Here is a 14,192-nt window from a genome sequence, read left to right on the forward strand (position 1 = left end):
CCACCTGGGTACCGGCCAGTTGTACAGCGATGAGGAGGAACACATGTTCAAGAAACCAGGATGGCTCGCTGCCTTCGGTATCGGCTACGTTCTCGGCGCTCGCGCTGGACGTGAGCGGTACGACGCGATGGTGGCCAAGGCACAGAGCCTGTGGCACGACCCGCGTGTCCAGGAGAAGGCGCACCGCGCTCGGATCGTGGCCGAGGAGAAGGTCGACATGGCCAAGGACACCGTGCGGGACAAGATGCCTGGCGACTCCACGCCGCCGTCGGCATCCACCTCGACTCCCCAGACGACGCCGAGCACCCCGCGTCCCCACACCACCACGGACCCGGTGACCGACATGCCGCGGGGGTGGGAGTCGTGACGCTTCCTCATTCCGATCGTCAGACCGACGCATCGATGGGTGAGCTGGTCTCGCGGCTCTCCACGGAGATGTCCACCCTCATGCGCGGCGAGCTCGAGCTCGCCCGGCTCGAGCTGACCGAGAAGGCCAAGCACACCGGCAAGGGGGCCGGGGCGTTCGGCGCCGCCGGCCTGGTGGCTCTCTACGGCGTCGGGGTGCTGATCGCCGCGGCGATCATCGCCCTGGCGCTGGTCATGGACGCCTGGCTCGCCGCGGTGCTGGTCGGAGTCGTGCTCCTGGCGATCGCCGGCGGCATCGCCCTGTTCGGGAAGAAGCAGGTCTCCGAGGGGACCCCGATGAAGCCCGAACGCGCCACCGAGAACCTCAGGCGGGACGTGGAAGCCGTCAAGCACCGCAACGCCGAGGACCACACACCGAGGAGTACGCCATGACGAACGACCACGTCAGCCGACCAGCCGAGTCCGGCGACGACAGCATCGCCGCGGTGGAGGCCGATCTGGACACCACCCGACACGAGATGGCCGACACCCTCGACGAGCTCGCCGCGCGACTGGATGTGAAGACGCGCGGGAAGGAGAAGGCTCACGAGGTGAAGCAGCGTGCGCAGGTGGCCGCCAGGTCCCGAGACGTACAGATCCGGAGCGGCATCGTCGCCGCGATCGTGCTCAGCCTGATCCTGATGCTGGCCCGGAGGAAGCGCCGCCGGCTCAGCGACGTCGAGTAGGCCGGGTCAGCCGGTCGAGAAAGGCCACGAGCAGCGCCTCGCGCATCGCGGCGGAGGCGAGGTCGAGCATTGCGTTGACCTCGGCCATCCGCTGTGGCAGCGCGAGGCGGTGTCCTGAGCTTGTCGAAGGGTCGCCCTCTGCGCCGGCGGCGCCGACGAGCCCGGCGGCGAGCAGCAGGCCGTCGAAATCCTCCTGCGACAACGAGTTCGGGTCGAGGTCGCCGATGAACGTGGCGACGGCCGGGTCGACCGTGACCGGGCCCGCCGCCACGGCGGCCGCGACCGCCTCGCCGAGAGCGGCGAGGAGTTCCGGTACGTGGGGGAGCGTCGCTGCGCTCACCGACAGGTGGATCGTGGCGGGGCGGCCGGCGAAGGACATCTGCGGCTGGAGGTACCAGCCACGTGCCGCCATCTCGTCGCAGACCGTGAACGGGTCGCAGCTGCCGTCGGTGGTGAGTGCGAGAAGCGTCGAGTCGGGACTGCTGACCACGGCGAGCTCGGGCATCTCGCCGACCCCGTCGCGGATCCGGTCCACCGCCTCGAAGACGTCGCGGGCGAGCCGCTCGTACCCCTCATCGCCCAACGAGCGCAGCACCGCCCAGGCACCGGCCAGCGGTCCGCCCGACTTCGTCGACTGCATCGTGGAGTTGAGCATGGTGTAGCCCGGCCAGGCGGCCGAGGCGAAGAACTGCGGCCGCCGCAGCTCCGGGGTGCGGTGCAGCAGCACCGAGGTGCCCTTGGGGGCGTAGGCGTACTTGTGCAGGTCGACGGAGATCGAGGTGACGCCCTCGACCGCGAACGTCCAGGCCGGTACGTCCCGCCCCAGCCGGGTCGCGTAGGGCAGCACCCAGCCACCGATGCACGCGTCGACGTGGCAGCGGATCCCGCGCTCGGCCGCGGCCGCCGCGATCGCGGTGACCGGGTCGACGACCCCGTGCGCGTAGGACGGCGCCGAGGCGACGACCAGTACGGTGCGCTCGTCCATCGCCGCGGCCATCGCGGCCGGATCCGCCCGGAAGTCGGGCCCGACCGGCACCAGCACCGCCTCGACGCCGAAGTAGTGCGCGGCCTTGTGGAACGCGGCGTGCTCGCTCGTGGGGAGCACCATCCGCGGCCGCTCGATCCCGCGATGGGCATCGCGCGCGGCCTGCACCGCGAGCAGCACCGACTCGGTGCCACCGGAGGTGACCGTGCCGACGACCGTGTCCGGGGCATCGAGCAGGTCGGCGGCCGCGCCGACCACCTCGTTCTCCATCCGGAGCAGGCTCGGGAAGGCCGTCGGGTCCAGGCCGTTGGAGCCGGCGTAGGCCGCGACGGCCTCGCGGCCGATCCGGTCGATGTCGGGCAGGCCGGAGTCGTAGACGTAGGCCAGCGTGCGGCCGCCGTGCACGGGCAGGTCGGCGGCCTGCATCGCGCGGAGCTGGGTCAAGGCGTCGGTCATACGGTCACGGTCCCATCAACGTCGTCGGCAGTGAGCGAGTAGCGCCGCAGCCAGAGCAGGCTGAGGAGAGCCAGGCAGGCCGGCAGCACCGAGAAGCCGAGCGTGATCGCGGTCAGTGCCGAGTCCGGCTGGGCGACGTCGCTCCCGGTCGAGGAGCGGTAGCCGCCGATCGCGAGCACCGCGGCGTAGACGCCGGGCCCGAGCGCGAGCCCGAGGGTCTCGCCGGCGGTCCACACGCCGGTGTAGACGCCGATCCGGCTCGACCCGCTGCGCCGGGCGTCGACAGCGGCCGCGTCGGGAAGCATCGCCATCGGGAAGACCTGGCACCCGGCGTACCCGGTCCCGACGAGCACCACCGCGGCATAGACCAGCGCCACCGGCGCGGTCTGGGCGGTCGCGGCGAGCAGCGCGCCGGCGGCGAGGACGACCGAGGCGGCCACGTACCCGTTCGTCTTGCCGATCCTGGCGCCGAGCGCCGCCCACGCGGGGGTGAGCAGCAGCGCGGGGCCGACGAAGCAGACGAACAGGATCGTCGCCGCGCCGTCGCGGCCGATCACGTCGCCGGCGAGGTAGTCGACGCCGGCCAGCATCGCCCCGAACGCGACGGCCTGGATCACGAACGTGATGAGCAGCCGGCGGAAGTCGGGCGCGGCCGCGACGATCCTCAGCTGGTCGCGCAGGCTGCCCGGCCCCGGCTGGACGGTGTGGACCGGCGCCCGGCGGGTGCCGACGTACGCACTGAACACGCCGACCAGGATGAGCACCGCCATCACCACGCCCATCACGCGATAGCCGTCGCGGCCGCCGACCGCGTCGCGGATCATCGGCGCGGTCGCGCCGGCGAGCAGGATGGTGAGCGCCAGGATCGCGACCCGCCAGGTCATCAGCCGGGTGCGTTCGTCGTAGGACTCGGTCAGCTCGGCGGGCATGGCGACGTAGGGCACCTGGAAGAACGCGTACGCCGTCGCACAGGCCAGGAACAGGATCAGCACCCACAACGCCTCGAGCCCGGTCGCCATCGACGGCGCCGCGAACAGCAGCGCGAACGTCACCGCCAGCCCGATCCCGGCTCTTCGCAGCCACGGCCGCCGCGGCCCTCGTGGGTCCACGGTCCGGTCGCTGATCCGGCCCGCGATCGGGTTCAGCACGACATCCCACGCCTTCGGCGCGAACACGATGAACCCCGCCGCCAGTGCCGCGATGCCGAGGCTGTCGGTCAGGTACGGGAGCAGCATCAGGCCCGGGATCGTGCCGAACGTTCCGGTCGCCACGGAGCCGGAGCCGTAGCCGATCCGTACGCCGAGCGGGAGGGTCGGGCTGTCGGGCATGCCCGACATAGTGCCGTGGACTAGCCCTCGCCGTCCGGGATTCGCTTCATCGTCACCACAGGTAGCGGCGTACGAAAGCCTCCTTGACCGGACCGCCATGGGCGAACGCGGCGTCCACGGTCTCCTCGAGAGTGAGCGCCGCGAACGAGGTGTCGCCGTCGACGAGAAGGTCCGCGTACGCCGCAGCTGCCGCCCTCGTGCTTTGCGATTGCTTCCAGCCTGTCGGCCCGCGGCTTCGGGTTTCTTTCCTCGGGGATGCCGTGATCATCGAGGTCCGAGCCTCCCACGCGCGGCCGCCCGAAACGGCGCATACCCCGCGTTGGGTACGTGGGCGCCGATCCCGGCTGTGGCGCCGGCTCGAATAGAGGAAACTGCTCGCCGTGCCCGGCTCGCAGCGAGCCCGAACCGCCATCCTGAAAGTCGAAGTTCCTCTATGAGAAGAATCCTCGGTGGACTCCTCACCACCATCGCCCTGCTCCTCGCCTCCTTCACGATCCCCGGCTTCGTGCCGGCCGCGTCTGCCGCATCGATCGGAACGGTCACGGTGTCGGCCCCGTCGTTCAAGTTCCCCTCGTACGGGACCGGTTGCTACTACGGCAACGACTACAAGGTCACCGTTCCCGTCAGCGGCCTCGGTGGCGAAGGTGGTGACATCGACGTCGAGCTGCGCGTCACCGCCCCCGACAGGTCCATCTTCGACATGAACTTCGACTACAGGTCCGTGACGGCCAACGGCACGTACACGTTCACCCTCGACGGGTCCATGTTCTGCCACTACCTCGACAAACGAGGCACCTACACCGCCAAGGCCATCGTGACGGTCGTCGACTGGGAGACGTTCGCCGAGACGAAACGGACCGCCACGAAGACGTTCACCGTATCGAACACTCGCCGTGCCTCGCAGATCGCCTATAGCGGCAAGACGAAGTCCGGCGACCACTCGTGGAAGGTCACCGGCACGCTCACCAGGAACGGTGTCCGCCAGGTCGGGAAGACCGTGAAGCTGCAGGTGAAGAAGGACGGCGTCTGGCGCACGGTGAGGTCGGCGAAGACATCGGGGCAGGCCGGCAGGCGGGGGACAGTCGCGATCGTGTGGAACCCGCCCAGCTCGCGCAACTACCGGCTGTACTACGCCGGTGACGCGTACACGTACGCCGACGCGTCTGGGGCGTTCTGGCTCCGGAACCGCTAGCTCGACGAGGCGACGTGGGAGTCCTGAGGTCACCTGGTGACCTCAGGCCTCCCACGTCCCTTCGCCGGCGGGCTCGAGCTCGGGTCGTGGAGGTGCCGAGTAGGTTGGCGCCATGCCGCTCGAGACCGGTGCCGTCGCGCCCGACTTCACGCTCCCCGCCCAGGACGGTACGTCCGTCACCCTCTCGTCACTGATCGAGAAGGGTCCCGTGGTGCTCTTCTTCTATCCGGCCGCCGAGACGCCGGTGTGCACCAAGGAGGCCTGCCACTTCCGCGACCTCGCCGGTGAGTTCGAGGCGATCGGCGCCCACCGGCTCGGGATCAGCAAGGACAGCGTGGAGAAGCAGGCCGGCTTCGCCGCCAACCACGACCTCGACTATCCCGTCCTCTCCGATCCTTCCGGTTCGGTGGCCGAGCTCTACGGCGTGAAGCGCAGCCTCCTCGGCAAGCTCGGTCCGCTGCAGCGTACGACCTTCGTGATCGGCACCGACGCTCGGATCAAGGCCGTCGTCGAGGGCATGCTCAAGGCCGAGATCCACGCCGACGAGGCCCTCGCCGCGCTCAGGGATGACGTGGAATGACAACCACCGTCGCCGTCACCGGGACCACGGGCTTCGTCGGCGGTGCCGTCGCCCGTGCGCTCGGCGGCTCAGGCGCCACCCTCCGACTTCTCGTACGTGACACCGCCAGGGCCCCCGAGATCCCGGGAGCCGAAGTGTTCGCGGTCACCTACGGCGACAGCGAGGCCGCGGTGAGAGCGCTCGACGGCGTACAGACCGTGCTCATGGTCTCGGCCTCGGAGTCGGCGGACCGCCTGGAGCAGCACCTCACCTTCGTCGACGCCGCCGCATCGGCAGGGGTCGAGCACATCGTCTACACATCCTTCTTCGGTGCCGCGCCGGATGCCGTCTTCACGCTCGCGCGCGACCACTTCGCTACCGAGGAGCGGATCAAGGAGAGCGGGATGGACTACACCCTGCTGCGCGACAACTTCTACCTCGACTTCCTCCCCTCGTTGGTCGGAGAGGACGGCGTCATCCGTGGTCCGGCCGGCAACGGGCGCTTCGCGGCGGTCGCACGGGCCGACGTGGCGCGCTCCGCCGTCGCGACGCTCACGGCGCCGCAGGATCACCGAGGACTCACCTACGACCTCACCGGCCCCGAGGCGCTCACGATGAGCGAGGTCGCGGACATCCTCACCGAGCACCGCGGGCATGAGGTGCGCTATCACGACGAGACGATCGAGGAGGCCTACGCGTCGCGTCGCCGATGGGAGGCGCCCGACTGGCAGTACGACGCCTGGGTCTCCACCTACACCGCGATCGCCGCAGGTCAGCTCGACGGAGTCAGCACCGCCGTCGCCACTCTCACCGGGCGCGAGCCCCTCAGCCTTCGCGCCTACCTCGCCGCGAGCGAGTAGGCCTCAGGCGCCGGGCCAGTCCGGTGGTGTCACTCCTGACGGAGGCGTCGGTCGCACAGGCGTCCGACCCAGTTGTGGACTGGCGCGAAGCCCAGCCCAAACGGCGGGACTCACGACGGATCAGGCTCTGTGGGTCATAGTCACGCAGCCGCCCGACTTCTTGGCCACACGCATGGCACGATCTGAGAGGTCCAACAAGGGAGGCACCCCAGGGGGCGCCGCGGTGGACCACAGTGCGACGCCGATCGACGCGCTCGGGGTCACCGTCTTCGGAGTCGGGTCGAGGGGTGTTGTGACAGTGATCGGTGTGCACAACTGCTCCGAGATCTGTTCGAGCGCTGCTGCCGCAGGCTGATACGGGAGAATCATGACGAACTCGTCGCCGCCGAATCGACCCGCGAGGCTACCGTCATCCCGCGTCCGCAGTCGCTTGCCGATCTCCGCGAGGACCGCGTTTCCGGCCAGGTGCCCGAATGTCGAGTTCACATCCTTGAATCGATCGAGGTCGATCCACAGCATCGCTTGCGCTTGGCCTCTGGCCAGCAGCACGGCGGCCTCCGACTCCCACTGATCCCGCGTCAAGAGGCCGGTGAGGCCGTCACGGTTCAATGCCTCGACCTGCGCGATGAACTTGCCGACTTCGGCTTGGAGCTCTTGAGTCCGCTCTCGCGCCTCGTCCAGCTTGCGCGCCTCGAGGTGTCGGCGATGCCTCTGCCAGAGTCCGTAGCCGAATGCGCCAGCGGTTGCGGTGAGCAAGGCGATCGGGAGCCTTGCCACTGGGCATCATCCCTCGCGCGCCGTTGTCAGGACAGACCGGGACGGACACTCCGTTACCGGCCAGCCGGCGTCGCAGCGTACCGATGAGATCGCTGTATTTGGTGCGCTTGAGGTAGGACGGCAGCAACGGTTACAACCGTGTTGGGGCACGGTTTCGAGGCCGTTGCAGTCGCGTTGGTGTCGTGATGAGACAGGACGACATGAGGCTCTTTGAGTCACCGCACGACCCGGCTGGTTCGAGGGGTCGAGCGCGTTGGTCGAGGCCGGCTGAGTCCAGCCGTCGGCTCAGGGCTTGAAGACGACCTTCACCATCCCGTCGGACTTCTCCTGGAAGGACTTGTACGCCTCCGGAGCCTCGCTCAGGGGGAGGTGATGGGTGGCGAACGAGTCCACGCCGAGCGGGTCCTCGTCGCTCTCGAGGAACGGCATCAGGTCGGCAGTCCAGGCGCGTACGTTGGCCTGGCCCATGCGGATGCTGACCTGCTTGTCGAAGAGCTGCATCATCGGGAACGGGTCCATCGCGCCGCCGTAGACGCCGGCGATCGAGACGGTGCCACCGCGGCGTACGGAGTCGAAGGCGGTGTGGAGCGCGGCCATCCGGTCGACGCCGGCGGCCTGCATCACCGGGCGGTTCACGGCTCCCGGCATGGTGGCCAGCAGCTTGGTCATCCCCTCGACGATGGGCGAGCCGTGGGCCTCCATCCCCACGGCGTCGATGACGGCGTCGGCTCCGCGGCCGTTGGTCAGGTCGCGTACCCGTTCGGCGACATCACCCGAGTCGAGGTCGATCGTCTCGGCTCCACGCTGCCGCACCCGGTCGAGTCGCTCGGGCTCGCGGTCCACGCTGATGACCCGGTGGCCGGCGTCGAGCGCGAAGCGGCTCACCATGTCGCCGATGGGACCGACGCCGAGGACCAGCACGGTGCTCTCCGGGTCGGGGTCGGCGTACTTCAGCGCCTGCCAGGCGGTGGGCAGTACGTCGGAGAGGAAGAGGAACCGGTCGTCGGCCGGACCGTGCGGGACCTTGATCGGCAGCTCGTTGCCGAAGGGGACACGTAGGTACTCGGCCTGTCCGCCCGGGACCTGGCCGTAGAGCGAGCTGTAGCCGAAGAGACTGGCGCCGGTGCCCTGGTCCCGGTTCTGGGTGGTCTCGCACTGCGAGTGCAGGCTGTGCCGGCACATCCAGCAGGTGCCGCAGCTGACGTTGAACGGCACCACGACGCGGTCGCCGACGCTCACCTCGCGAACCGCGGGGCCGACCTCGGTCACCACCCCCATCGGCTCGTGCCCGACCACGTCTCCCGGTGTCATGAACCCGGTGAGCACCTCGTAGAGGTGCAGGTCGGAACCGCACAGTCCCGTCGAGGTGATCTCGACGATGATGTCGTCGCCCTCGATGATGCGCGGATCAGGGACGTCGTCCACGCGGATGTCGCGCCTTCCTTGCCAGGTGACTGCCTTCATGGATGTGCCTCCTTGGGATCGAGTCACACCTGCGGTACCCGGATCCGTGGAATCAAGCCTGGCGAGCGGCTGTGCTGAACCCGGGCGTGGTGGGTACCGGTGAGATTCACAGCAGACCGGCCGCAGGGAGGGCGTGGACAACATGAAGGTGGTCGTCATCGGCGCGTCGGGAAACCTCGGCAGCGCTGCCATCCGGGCACTCACCGCAGACGGGGCCGCCGAGGTCGTCGCCGTTGCCCGCCGAGCTCCGGACGGCCCTCGGACCAACGAGCATGCCTCCGTCGAATGGCGGGTGGCCGATGTGTCGACGGCCAACCTGGAGCCGGTGGTCGAGGGGGCCGACGCGGTCGTGCACCTCGCCTGGAAGTTCCAGCCGACCCACCGCCCCGAGGAGACCTGGGCCACCAACGCCGTCGGCACCCGCCGGGTCCTCGAGGCCGTGGCCCGGGCAGGTGTCCCGGCGCTCGTGTGCGTCTCGTCGGTGGCGGCCTACTCGCCGGTCGATCACGACGACCCCGTCGACGAGACCTGGGAGACCGACGGTGCGTCCTCGGCCGCGTACTGCCGGGAGAAGGCGTACGTCGAACGGGCCCTGGACGCCTTCGCCTGCAGCCACCCCGAGGTCCGTCTGGTCCGGGTTCGGCCCGCGTTCGTCTTCCAGCGCTCCGCGGCCAGCGAGCAGCGTCGCATCTTCGGCGGCGCCCTGGCCCGGCCGGAGCTCTTCGATCGGCGGCGCATCCCGGTGGTGCCGGTGCCTGCAGGCCTGCGGTTCCAGGCCGTCCACGCCGGAGACGTCGGCCGGGCCCTGGCCACCGCGGCGACCACCGATGTGACGGGCGCGTTCAACCTGGCCGGTGATGGCGTCATCGGCCGCGACGAGCTCGGCGAGCTGATGGACGCTCGAACGGTCGAGGTCCCGCCACGTCTCGCGCGCCATGGCCTGGAGGGTGCCTGGCACGCCCGGCTCGCGCCGGTCCCAGGCAGCCTGCTGGACGCGGTCATGCAGCTGCCGCTGATGTCGACCACCCGTGCCGAGCTCGAGCTCGGTTGGCAACCACGCCACTCGGCCATGGACGCGTTCGAGGCCGTCCTCTCCGGGATCCCGCAGAAGGCGGGCAGCGAGCTCCCGCCGTTAAGACCCTGACCTCCACGAGAAGGAGCAGCCATGAACGACGACATGTTGCACGCCTACCTGCAGCACCACTGGGCAGGGTCGAGCGCCGGAGCCGCCATGTTCGAGCGAGTCGGTCGCTCCCACTCCGACACCGACGTGGCCGCCCGGGTACGACAGCTGGCGACCGAGATCAACGAGGACCGGGAGCAGCTGCGGCAGATCATCATGGCGACGGGAGCCACTCCCTCGCGCATCGCCGCCACGACGGGACGGGCCATGGAGTTCGCCGGCCGGTTCAAGCCGAACGGCCGGCTGGTACGGCGCTCGCCGCTCTCGGACCTCTTCGAGCTGGAGGCGCTACGTGACGCGGTGACCGCCAAGCGGGCCGGGTGGCAGCTGCTGCGTGCCGCCACCGAGGGGGATGAACGTGTCGACCCGCTGCAGCTGGACGAGCTCATCCGCCGCGCCGGCGACCAGATCACCCGGCTCGAGGACCTGCACCTGCGGGTCGGCCGTACGGTGATCGGCGCATGACGGTGATGCTCACGGGTTATCAGGTGGCATGACGTCACCGACTTGTCTGATCCTGAACTGCACCCTCAAACGCTCGCCCGACGAGTCCAGCTCAGCGCTGCTCGGGTCCCAGATCCTCTCGGCGCTCATGGACTACGAGGTGAAGGGCGAGATGGTCCGGGTCGTCGACCACGACGTCCGCTTCGGAGTCTCGACCGACGAGGGTGACGGCGACGCGTGGCCGCAGCTGCGCGAGCGGATTCTCCCAGCGTCCAGCCCTTGGCCCGTGCGGCTCGCCGGGAAAGCACCCGTTCACGGGATGCTGGCCACCTTCGCGCCTGAGGATCATGGCCGGTGACAGGCATCCCGGATGTGACGCCGCTCGCGGCCGACCGTGCCGCAGCGGTGCACCCTCTCAGCGAAGGAGTCCGATCGATGTTGACCAAAGCTCTTCTGGTGCGTCTCGAGGCGCTACCGGGCAAGGAAGCAGATCTCGCAGATTTCCTCACGAAAGCGCGGACGATCGTGATGGCAGAGCCCGGCACCTTCGCCTGGTTCGCCATCCAGTTCGGCCCCTCGAGCTTCGGCGTGTTCGACGTGTTCCCCGACGACGAAGCCAGGGACGCCCACCTCGCCGGCGGAGTTGGTCAGGCGCTCGGGCCGAACACCGGCGTCCTCTTCTCGGAGCCGCAGGTCGAGAAGATCGACATCCTGGCCGACAAGGTCCCGGAGTAGTCGCGGAGGCAGTAGTCCCGCAGGCGACTGGGCAGCGACCCCTGACGCTGGAAGACATTGGAAGATGTTTTCCAGCGTCAGGGGCCGCTTCTTGGTCTCCGGCCTGGGCCCGGATGCAGATCATGAGTACGGGCTGGGCAGACTCGACGCGTCCTGTCATCGGCCCTGCGAAGTGGTATGGCCACCCGTGGCGCGTGCGCGTAGTGTGGGGGATCTCTCCTTGGATCCGGTGAACGGTGGCCACAATGAACGGTCTGAGCCTTGGGATCCCCGGGGTCGGCGTTGTCAGCCCAGGAACGCACTTCTGTGCGCTCTATTCGGGTCCGGCCGAGCGCGACCGGTTGTTGTACCCCTTCCTCGAGGAGGGGCTGCGGCAGGGCGACAAGTGTCTGTGCCTGATCGATGATGTCGAGCCGGCGCTGGTCAGGGACCTGGCCGTGGGACAGCCCGGCCCGGACTTCTCGCGACGATCGGCTCAGCTCGACGTCGAACGATCATCGGACGTCTACCTGAGGTCGGGGGAGTTCAGCGTCGATGGCATGGTGACCTTCCTCTCCGAGAGCGTGGACGCGGCGGTCGCAGACGACTTCGACCTGCTCAGAGCCGCCGGCGAGATGTCGTGGGTGCTGCCCGGCGCCCCGGGCTGGGACGAGCTGTTCATCTACGAGTCGTCCCTGAACCACGTCGTCGAGGAGGTGCCCGCCATCCTCATGTGTCTGTACGACCTGAGGAAGTTCGGGGCCGAGATGCTCGTCGAAGTACTCCACACCCACCCCACGGTCCTGCTGGACGGCACGGTGATCAAGAACCCCCATTACGTGAATCCGACCGCGTACCAGGGGGCTGCCAGAGCTGCCGCGGCGCCCCGGTATCCCTTGGTCAGGGTAGACGTGGGCGACGGGGACGGGACAGATCACGGGTGGGCCTCGCTCACCGACGCCGAGCTGAGGATCGTCTCCCGTGTCTCCCAGGGGAAGTCGAACCGCAGGGTCGCCGACGAGCTCTGCGTCTCCCGCCACACGGTGGACGCCCATCTCAAGCACATCTACCTCAAGATCGACGTCCACTCTCGAGTCGAGCTGACCGTTCTGGCGCTGCGGCACCGCCTCCCCAGCGGCTAGCCAGAGGCGACCCCGGCCGGTGAAAAAGCACCCGTTCACGGGATGCGGGCGACCTCGGCCCGCGAGAAGCATGGTCGTAACACATGCTTCCGGCGAATGGAGAGGTCATGGGCAGGGCAGTCGGTATCGACCTGGGAACGACGAACTCGGTGATCGCGGCGACCGAAAATGGGCAGCCGCAGGTCATCCCCAACACAGAGGGCAACCGGACGACGCCGTCCGTGGTCGCCTTCTTGGAGAACGGCGAGCGCCTGGTCGGCCAGATGGCCCGGCGACAGGCGATCCTCAACCCGAAAGGGACGATCTACTCCGCGAAGCGTTTCATCGGCCACAAGTACGACGAGGTCAGCAGCGAGATGAACACGGTCTCCTTCGACGTCGTCGAAGGCCCCGACGGCACGGCCCGATTTCAGGTCGACGGCAAGCTCTACGCACCCGAGGAGATCTCGGCGCAGGTGCTCCGCAAGCTGGTCGACGACGCCGGGAAGTTCCTCGGCGAGCGGGTCACCGAGGCGGTCATCACCGTCCCGGCTCACTTCAACGACGCGCAGCGTCAGGCCACGAAGGACGCCGGCAAGATAGCCGGGCTCGAGGTCCTCCGGATCATCAACGAGCCCACGGCTGCCGCCCTCGCGTACGGGATGGACAAGCTCGAGAACGAGACCGTGCTGGTCTTCGACCTCGGCGGCGGCACGTTCGACGTGAGCATCCTGACCGTCGGAGACGGCGTGGTCGAGGTCCGATCCACTGCCGGTGACACGCATCTCGGAGGCGACGACTTCGATCGACGCATCGTCGACTACCTGGCCGACGAGTTCAAGAAGTCCAACGGCATCGACCTCCGCGACGACTCCCAGGCTCTCCAGCGCCTCTTCGAGGCCGCCGAGAAGGCCAAGGTGGAGCTGTCGGCGGTCACCCAGACCGCTGTCAACCTCCCCTTCGTCACCGCTGACGCCTCCGGCCCCAAGCACCTCAACGTCAACCTGATGAGGTCCACCTTCGATCAGCTCACCGCAGACCTCGTCGAGCGCTGTCTCGGCCCGGTCAAGCAGGCCATGGAGGACGCCAAGGTCACCGCCGACGACATCGACGAGGTCATCCTCGTGGGTGGGTCCACGAGGATCCCGGCCGTGCAGGCACTGGTACGCCGCCTGACCGGTGGCAAGGACCCCAACATGACCGTCAACCCGGATGAGGTCGTGGCCATCGGCGCGGCCGTCCAGGCGGCGATCATCAAGGGCGATGTCAAGGACGTGCTGCTGCTCGACGTGACACCTCTGTCGCTGGGTCTGGAGACGATGGGTGGGGTGATGACCAGGGTCATCGACCGCAACACCACCATCCCGGCCCGACGGACCGAGGTCTTCAGCACCGCGGAGGACAACCAGTCCGCCGTCGACGTCGTCGTGCTCCAGGGCGAGCGGGAGAGAGCGGCCGACAACCGCGTGCTGGCCAGGTTCCGGCTCGAGGACATCCGGCCGGCGCCGCGCGGGGTGCCCCAGATCGAGGTGACCTTCGACATCGACGCCAACGGCATCCTGCACGTCTCGGCGCGCGACAAGGACACCGGTGCCGAGCAGCAGGTGACCATCAGTGAGACCTCCACCCTCAGCCAGGAGGAGGTCGACCGGATGATCAAGGACGCCGAGACCCATCGTGGCGAGGATGCCGCCCTGCGTGAGCGGGTCGATGCCCGCAACGAGCTCGACTCGGTGGCCTACCAGGTGAGCAAGTCCCTCGAAGAGGCCGGCGCCTCGGTGCCCGAGCACGACCGTGCTCGGGCCGAGATGCTGGTCGAGGAGGCCAAGCAGGCCGTCGAGGGTGACGAGCCCGTGGACCGCCTGCGCGCGCTGACGGGAGAGCTCCACCAGATGAGCCAGGTGCTGAGCGCCGCATCCCGCGGTGGCGGTGGACCGTCGACCGGGCCGGCAAGCGCCTCCGACACCCCTGACAGCGATGACGACGACGTCATCGACGCCGAGTTCACGTCGAACTGA

17 protein-coding genes are annotated in these 14,192 nt (G+C 68.8%); 12 read left to right on the forward strand and 5 right to left on the reverse strand.

Translation table 11 applies throughout. The features are described 5' to 3' along the window. The first annotated feature begins 43 nt into the window (after positions 1-43). The 3 genes from ACFWQC_RS02765 to ACFWQC_RS02775 are packed head-to-tail and all read left to right on the forward strand — an operon-like array spanning position 44 to position 1,091. Positions 44-367, forward strand: coding sequence for a hypothetical protein (locus ACFWQC_RS02765; protein ID WP_378672729.1), 324 nt, complete (start codon positions 44-46; stop codon positions 365-367). After that, the gene (locus tag ACFWQC_RS02770; protein WP_378672732.1) at positions 364-798 is read left to right on the forward strand and encodes a phage holin family protein; all 435 of its coding nucleotides are present in this window, start codon (positions 364-366) and stop codon (positions 796-798) included. Before ACFWQC_RS02765 ends, ACFWQC_RS02770 begins: the two co-directional genes overlap by 4 nt. After that, positions 795-1,091, forward strand: coding sequence for a DUF3618 domain-containing protein (locus ACFWQC_RS02775; RefSeq protein WP_378672735.1), 297 nt, complete (start codon positions 795-797; stop codon positions 1,089-1,091). Before ACFWQC_RS02770 ends, ACFWQC_RS02775 begins: the two co-directional genes overlap by 4 nt. Here ACFWQC_RS02775 and ACFWQC_RS02780 read toward each other — a convergent pair. The 3 genes from ACFWQC_RS02780 to ACFWQC_RS02790 are packed head-to-tail and all read right to left on the reverse strand — an operon-like array spanning position 1,075 to position 4,128. Then, on the reverse strand, positions 1,075-2,532 hold the full coding sequence (locus ACFWQC_RS02780) for a pyridoxal phosphate-dependent decarboxylase family protein (protein WP_378672737.1): 1,458 nt from the start codon (positions 2,530-2,532) through the stop codon (positions 1,075-1,077). The genes ACFWQC_RS02775 and ACFWQC_RS02780 overlap by 17 nt on opposite strands. Then, positions 2,529-3,860, reverse strand: coding sequence for an MFS transporter (locus ACFWQC_RS02785; RefSeq protein WP_378672740.1), 1,332 nt, complete (start codon positions 3,858-3,860; stop codon positions 2,529-2,531). Before ACFWQC_RS02785 ends, ACFWQC_RS02780 begins: the two co-directional genes overlap by 4 nt. A gap of 52 nt (positions 3,861-3,912) precedes the next feature. Continuing rightward, positions 3,913-4,128, reverse strand: coding sequence for a hypothetical protein (locus ACFWQC_RS02790; protein WP_378672743.1), 216 nt, complete (start codon positions 4,126-4,128; stop codon positions 3,913-3,915). A gap of 165 nt (positions 4,129-4,293) precedes the next feature. Here ACFWQC_RS02790 and ACFWQC_RS02795 point away from each other — a divergent pair, with 165 nt between their 5' ends. The 3 genes from ACFWQC_RS02795 to ACFWQC_RS02805 all read left to right on the forward strand — a co-directional run bounded on the left by ACFWQC_RS02795 (position 4,294) and on the right by ACFWQC_RS02805 (position 6,471). Further along, a complete protein-coding gene (locus ACFWQC_RS02795) occupies positions 4,294-5,052 on the forward strand; it encodes a hypothetical protein (RefSeq protein ID WP_378672746.1) in 759 nt (252 codons plus the stop codon). Positions 5,053-5,164: 112 nt separating this feature from the next. Further along, positions 5,165-5,632: a peroxiredoxin gene (locus tag ACFWQC_RS02800; protein WP_378672749.1), complete on the forward strand. Its 468-nt coding sequence runs from the start codon at positions 5,165-5,167 to the stop codon at positions 5,630-5,632. Then, positions 5,629-6,471 (forward strand): SDR family oxidoreductase, encoded by an 843-nt coding sequence (locus tag ACFWQC_RS02805; protein ID WP_378672752.1) that lies wholly within the window; start codon positions 5,629-5,631, stop codon positions 6,469-6,471. Before ACFWQC_RS02800 ends, ACFWQC_RS02805 begins: the two co-directional genes overlap by 4 nt. A gap of 120 nt (positions 6,472-6,591) precedes the next feature. On the opposite strand, the gene ACFWQC_RS02810 is transcribed toward ACFWQC_RS02805, so the two are convergent. Beyond that, entirely contained in the window at positions 6,592-7,227 is a 636-nt protein-coding gene (locus ACFWQC_RS02810) for a GGDEF domain-containing protein (RefSeq protein ID WP_378672755.1), read from the reverse strand. Positions 7,228-7,533: 306 nt separating this feature from the next. Continuing rightward, positions 7,534-8,712 (reverse strand): alcohol dehydrogenase catalytic domain-containing protein, encoded by a 1,179-nt coding sequence (locus ACFWQC_RS02815; protein ID WP_378672758.1) that lies wholly within the window; start codon positions 8,710-8,712, stop codon positions 7,534-7,536. Positions 8,713-8,854: 142 nt separating this feature from the next. Here ACFWQC_RS02815 and ACFWQC_RS02820 point away from each other — a divergent pair, with 142 nt between their 5' ends. The 6 genes from ACFWQC_RS02820 (at position 8,855) to dnaK (ending at position 14,192) form a co-directional block, all read left to right on the forward strand. Next, a complete protein-coding gene (locus tag ACFWQC_RS02820; protein ID WP_378673081.1) occupies positions 8,855-9,856 on the forward strand; it encodes an NAD-dependent epimerase/dehydratase family protein in 1,002 nt (333 codons plus the stop codon). Positions 9,857-9,877: 21 nt separating this feature from the next. Then, entirely contained in the window at positions 9,878-10,360 is a 483-nt protein-coding gene (locus ACFWQC_RS02825; protein ID WP_378672760.1) for a hypothetical protein, read from the forward strand. A 28-nt stretch (positions 10,361-10,388) separates the two neighbouring features. Further along, entirely contained in the window at positions 10,389-10,697 is a 309-nt protein-coding gene (locus ACFWQC_RS02830; RefSeq protein WP_378672763.1) for a hypothetical protein, read from the forward strand. Between the two features lie 77 nt (positions 10,698-10,774). Then, entirely contained in the window at positions 10,775-11,074 is a 300-nt protein-coding gene (locus ACFWQC_RS02835; RefSeq protein ID WP_378672766.1) for a putative quinol monooxygenase, read from the forward strand. 245 nt (positions 11,075-11,319) lie between these two features. After that, positions 11,320-12,195, forward strand: a complete 876-nt coding sequence (locus ACFWQC_RS02840; protein WP_378672769.1) for an MEDS domain-containing protein — start codon at positions 11,320-11,322, stop codon at positions 12,193-12,195. A gap of 107 nt (positions 12,196-12,302) precedes the next feature. Continuing rightward, the gene (gene dnaK, locus ACFWQC_RS02845) at positions 12,303-14,192 is read left to right on the forward strand and encodes a molecular chaperone DnaK (protein ID WP_378672772.1); all 1,890 of its coding nucleotides are present in this window, start codon (positions 12,303-12,305) and stop codon (positions 14,190-14,192) included.

The organism is Nocardioides sp. NPDC058538, assembly GCF_042719275.1.
Taxonomy (GTDB): domain Bacteria; phylum Actinomycetota; class Actinomycetes; order Propionibacteriales; family Nocardioidaceae; genus Nocardioides.

Coding starts and splice junctions, on each gene's coding strand:
- ACFWQC_RS02765 (WP_378672729.1), top strand. CDS start 44: ATGTTCAAGAAACCAGGATGGCTCGCTGCCTTCGGTATCGGCTACGTT.
- ACFWQC_RS02775 (WP_378672735.1), top strand. CDS start 795: ATGACGAACGACCACGTCAGCCGACCAGCCGAGTCCGGCGACGACAGC.
- ACFWQC_RS02780 (WP_378672737.1), bottom strand. CDS start 2,532: ATGACCGACGCCTTGACCCAGCTCCGCGCGATGCAGGCCGCCGACCTG.
- ACFWQC_RS02785 (WP_378672740.1), bottom strand. CDS start 3,860: ATGCCCGACAGCCCGACCCTCCCGCTCGGCGTACGGATCGGCTACGGC.
- ACFWQC_RS02790 (WP_378672743.1), bottom strand. CDS start 4,128: ATGATCACGGCATCCCCGAGGAAAGAAACCCGAAGCCGCGGGCCGACA.
- ACFWQC_RS02795 (WP_378672746.1), top strand. CDS start 4,294: ATGAGAAGAATCCTCGGTGGACTCCTCACCACCATCGCCCTGCTCCTC.
- ACFWQC_RS02800 (WP_378672749.1), top strand. CDS start 5,165: ATGCCGCTCGAGACCGGTGCCGTCGCGCCCGACTTCACGCTCCCCGCC.
- ACFWQC_RS02805 (WP_378672752.1), top strand. CDS start 5,629: ATGACAACCACCGTCGCCGTCACCGGGACCACGGGCTTCGTCGGCGGT.
- ACFWQC_RS02815 (WP_378672758.1), bottom strand. CDS start 8,712: ATGAAGGCAGTCACCTGGCAAGGAAGGCGCGACATCCGCGTGGACGAC.
- ACFWQC_RS02820 (WP_378673081.1), top strand. CDS start 8,855: ATGAAGGTGGTCGTCATCGGCGCGTCGGGAAACCTCGGCAGCGCTGCC.
- ACFWQC_RS02825 (WP_378672760.1), top strand. CDS start 9,878: ATGAACGACGACATGTTGCACGCCTACCTGCAGCACCACTGGGCAGGG.
- ACFWQC_RS02830 (WP_378672763.1), top strand. CDS start 10,389: ATGACGTCACCGACTTGTCTGATCCTGAACTGCACCCTCAAACGCTCG.
- ACFWQC_RS02835 (WP_378672766.1), top strand. CDS start 10,775: ATGTTGACCAAAGCTCTTCTGGTGCGTCTCGAGGCGCTACCGGGCAAG.
- ACFWQC_RS02840 (WP_378672769.1), top strand. CDS start 11,320: ATGAACGGTCTGAGCCTTGGGATCCCCGGGGTCGGCGTTGTCAGCCCA.
- dnaK (WP_378672772.1), top strand. CDS start 12,303: ATGGGCAGGGCAGTCGGTATCGACCTGGGAACGACGAACTCGGTGATC.